Source organism: Paenisporosarcina sp. P5_A11 (assembly GCF_056400705.1).
In genome coordinates, this window is sequence record NZ_JBFUKT010000240.1 from 1 (window position 1) to 3,907 (window position 3,907).

A 3,907-nucleotide genomic window follows, 5' to 3' on the forward strand; every position below is an offset into this window, starting at 1 on the left:
ATTCTACTGTCGGAAAGCCATATTGGTTTCAAATAATAACCACATTTCGTCAAAAATAGTTGCGGACATATCTTCATGCGCTAGTTCTTCAATATATCTAGATATCTCTTCAAAATCATTTGATTGTTTTGGGAACGATAAATCATAAAACATTGCTTCAGCAAACATAGCTTTTTTGTCTGAGAGTGGTCCACCTCTAAATGTAAGTGCGTATTTGTAAAATGAATGATTCATAATTTTCCTCCATATAAAAAACGTTGTTTACTATATATACATGAATTTGAGCATGATGTAAAAACAAAAGAATAATAAAAAGCTAAACCCAAAGAAATGAGTTTAGCCTAATTTGATTAGAAATGGGTTACGTAATCACTATAACCTTCTTCTTCTAATCTTTCTTTTGGTATAAATTTTAATGAAGCTGAATTAATGCAATACCGTAAGCCATCCGGACCGGGACCATCTGGGAATACATGTCCTAAATGTGAGTTAGCAGATTTACTTCTGACTTCCGTTCTTCTCATACCGTGAGATTCATCAACATGCTCAGTCACTTCTTGGCCTTCTATCGGCTTAGTGAAGCTCGGCCATCCACAACCTGCATCATACTTATCTTTAGAACTAAACAATGGTTTCCCAGAAACCACATCCACATAAATACCTTCATTAAACTGTTGGTCGTATTCATTCCGATGAGGTGGTTCCGTACCATTTTCTTGCGTTACGTGAAACTGCATAGGTGTAAGTTTATTTTTCAATTCTTCTTTTGACAATGTTATTCACCCCACATTTTTTGTTTGAATCCAGCCCTTCCTGAGCCCACTTGGTAACGTTCGTAGTGTGTTGGATTTTTTTTATAATAGTCTTGATGGTATTGTTCTGCTGGATAAAAAGGTTTTGCCTCTAAAATAGAAGTGACAATAGGTTTAGAAAACTTACCACTTAATTCTAAAGATTTTTTTGATTCTTCAGCTATTTCTTTTTGAGTATCRCTATGATAAAAAATCGCGGTTTCATAAGAAGAACCACGATCATAGAATTGACCACCTGGATCGGTAGGGTCAATCTGCATCCAAAACATTTGTACGAGTTGCTCATAAGGGAATACACTCGGGTCAAATGTTATTTGAACAGCTTCTTTATGACCAGTTGMATTTGTACATACTTGCTCGTAAGTAGGGTTTTCTAATTCCCCTCCGGTATAACCTGACACAACAGCATGTATGCCATCATAAGAATCAAAGGGTTTAACCATGCACCAAAAACAACCACCTGCAAACGTTGCTTTTTCTGAGTTCAATTAGACGACCTCCTTTAATTATTCGGAACAAGTATTTCAAGTGTAATTTCATCTTGTTCCAAATTGAATTCTTTTGCTCTAACTTCAACATTCGATTTCATTGGAATACGTGATAAATCAATATATACATCCTCTTCATCTGGACGGACAATCATCCATTCTGGTAAGGCCACAGAATCTTTCAACAATTTTAACACGGTTTCGGGTTCGATTTCTAATTTGCCGACTTCAACTCCTGTTTGGACCAGTCTTAAGTTACCATCTGGCTCAACTATTGGATCGAATCTCATAATGACCGGTAACTTAAATGAAAAAATAGTGAGTTCTGTTGTTAAAAGAATTTGGTTCTCTATTGTTAATGTTACAGGTAAAGGTCTAGTTTTCATTTCATCCATTATGTACGAATTCGCAATACCTTCAAAATCTTCTTTAGTCGTCTTAACCGTCAATACATGCCCCTCGGAAGCTGCTTTTGGTTCAGGAATGATTGTTTTTTCTGAAGGAGAACTAATCCAGAGAACAAAAATAACCGTTGCGGTAATTAATAGTGCGATAAGTAATAGGAAAGCAACTTTCCATCGGTTCATTAAACATTCAACTCCTTAAAAATCCATTTCCCCTTTTGTTAATTGATTGATACCGCATGATTTGAGGGATTCTAATACACGGTCTGCCATTTGCTCATAGCCTTTACTATTTGGATGAAAAAAATCCGTATGGTAAACCATTGTTGAATTAGAATTAAACAAATCATTTACCGGAACAAAACAGGCGTTTATATCACTATAAGCTACCTTATTGATTGCACTATTCCAGTTCGCTAAAATTTGGTCAAATTCATTTGCTTGATCCGTAAAAATTGAAAAGGGATTATATAACCCTAATAAGATAACAGGGGTATCTGGATTAATCTTGCGAATTTCTTTCATGATTTTGCCATAGCGTTTTGCAAAAACAAGCAATTCATTTTGAAAGGCATCGACACGCAATTTAAATAAATCTTGCTTTACGATTCTCATAATATCATTGCCGCCAATTGTCACGACAATAATATCTGCATTTTTTATCGAATCATCAATTTCTCCAGATTGAATTTGCTTTAAAAGTTGGTCACTCCTTCTTCCTCGCTTGGCCTCATTCCACAGATCGATTTGACCTACACCTTGGAATTTTTCCATCTCAGTAGCTAAACGACCCAAATAGCCACCAAGCTTTCGTTCGTCTCCTACACCCTGAGTCAAAGAATCACCTAGACCAACTATTATTTTCTCTTCTGAAATAAACATTTTATTTAACTTGAAACTTTCCATTTTAAGCGACTGCCTCGTTGTAAAATCCTTTTGGGATGCCTGGTCAGTTTGGTTAAATAGGTCAAATTGACATCCTGTCAAGATGAATGAGCTCACCAAGATGACAAGTATCAACTGCTTTTTCATTATATTCTCTCCTTCTTACTATTAAAAGCAGGGATCTCTCCCTGCTCATTTTCATTCTTTATTCCACCATGTACATAAATCCTATTGCTCCAATTCCTGTGTGCGTACTAATAATTGGTGACGTAAATGCAACTTTCACGTCATTAAAACCAGATTCCTCAATCAATTTTTTCAACGGATCTGACATCGAAAAGCCATTTGCTTGTGACATCCCAACATTCTTAACTTTTTTACCAGTGGTGTCTTCAATAAATTGTTTATATAAATACTGAACCACTTGTTTGTGACTTCTTGCTTTATGGACAGGCGTGTATTCCCCGCCTTCAAGAGATGCAATTGGTTTAATGGAGAGTAATGATCCAATTAATGCTTTTCCTTTGCCTATTCGTCCACCTTTTACTAAATTTTCAAGTGTATCTACAACCACAAACAGTTTCGTATTTCCCCGAACTTTATCCAAGTGATTCACAATGTCTTCAACTATCGCACCTTGTTGTGCAAGTTGTGCAGCTTCAATTACTTGAAATGATAAAGCATATGAAATAAAACGCGAATCTATCACTGTTACATCTGAATTTGTGATTTCAGCAGCTGCTTGAGCCGATTTTACCGTTCCACTCATTCCGCCTGACATGTGTATAGAAATAATCTTGTCTCCATTTTTTCCTAGTTCATCATAAAGCTCTTGAAAAACACCGACAGCAGGTTGTGAACTTTTCGGAAGTTCTTTTGATGTTCTCATCATCTCTAAAAATGATTCTGCTTGAACGTCTACTCCATCTATAAATGTTTTCCCATCAATTTGTATGGATAATGGAACAACATGAATCGAATATTGTGTAATTTGATCTGCTGTTAAGTCTGCTGTTGAATCGGTTACGATATGAATTTTTGTCATTCCAGTCTCACCCTTCTTCTCCTATCTTTATTATAAAAATATGTTCAGGTTCTGTAAACTATAAGCATTTCGCAAGCTTAACTAAAAAAACCGGATGCCATAATTGGGGCATCCAGCTAAAAGTTCATCGTATTTTTTGGTTTGGTTATAGGTGGCTATTCTCTTAAAGAAAATGGCAATTATCCAAGAGGCAAGAAAAAGTTTGTAAAGAATCACCTTAATCCTTTCGTTTATACAGCATATAGGTATATTTTATCCCGCTATCAGTAGTAT

General features: G+C 35.7%; 6 protein-coding genes. All 6 read right to left on the reverse strand.

The features are described from left to right. Positions 1 to 3: 3 nt before the first annotated feature. Positions 4 to 234: a YozE family protein gene (locus AC1DOS_RS18530; protein WP_108585798.1), complete on the reverse strand. Its 231-nt coding sequence runs from the start codon at positions 232 to 234 to the stop codon at positions 4 to 6. 116 nt (positions 235 to 350) lie between these two features. Further along, complete coding sequence (msrB, locus tag AC1DOS_RS18535; RefSeq protein ID WP_477538689.1) at positions 351 to 773, reverse strand: peptide-methionine (R)-S-oxide reductase MsrB; 423 nt, start codon at positions 771 to 773, stop codon at positions 351 to 353. Positions 774 to 775: 2 nt separating this feature from the next. After that, complete coding sequence (gene msrA, locus AC1DOS_RS18540; RefSeq protein WP_477538690.1) at positions 776 to 1,300, reverse strand: peptide-methionine (S)-S-oxide reductase MsrA; 525 nt, start codon at positions 1,298 to 1,300, stop codon at positions 776 to 778. 14 nt (positions 1,301 to 1,314) lie between these two features. Continuing rightward, the gene (locus tag AC1DOS_RS18545) at positions 1,315 to 1,887 is read right to left on the reverse strand and encodes a YpmS family protein (protein WP_477538691.1); all 573 of its coding nucleotides are present in this window, start codon (positions 1,885 to 1,887) and stop codon (positions 1,315 to 1,317) included. Positions 1,888 to 1,902: 15 nt separating this feature from the next. Next, positions 1,903 to 2,736: a GDSL-type esterase/lipase family protein gene (locus tag AC1DOS_RS18550; protein ID WP_477538692.1), complete on the reverse strand. Its 834-nt coding sequence runs from the start codon at positions 2,734 to 2,736 to the stop codon at positions 1,903 to 1,905. 58 nt (positions 2,737 to 2,794) lie between these two features. Beyond that, a complete protein-coding gene (locus tag AC1DOS_RS18555) occupies positions 2,795 to 3,634 on the reverse strand; it encodes a DegV family protein (RefSeq protein WP_477538693.1) in 840 nt (279 codons plus the stop codon). Positions 3,635 to 3,907 lie beyond the last annotated feature (273 nt).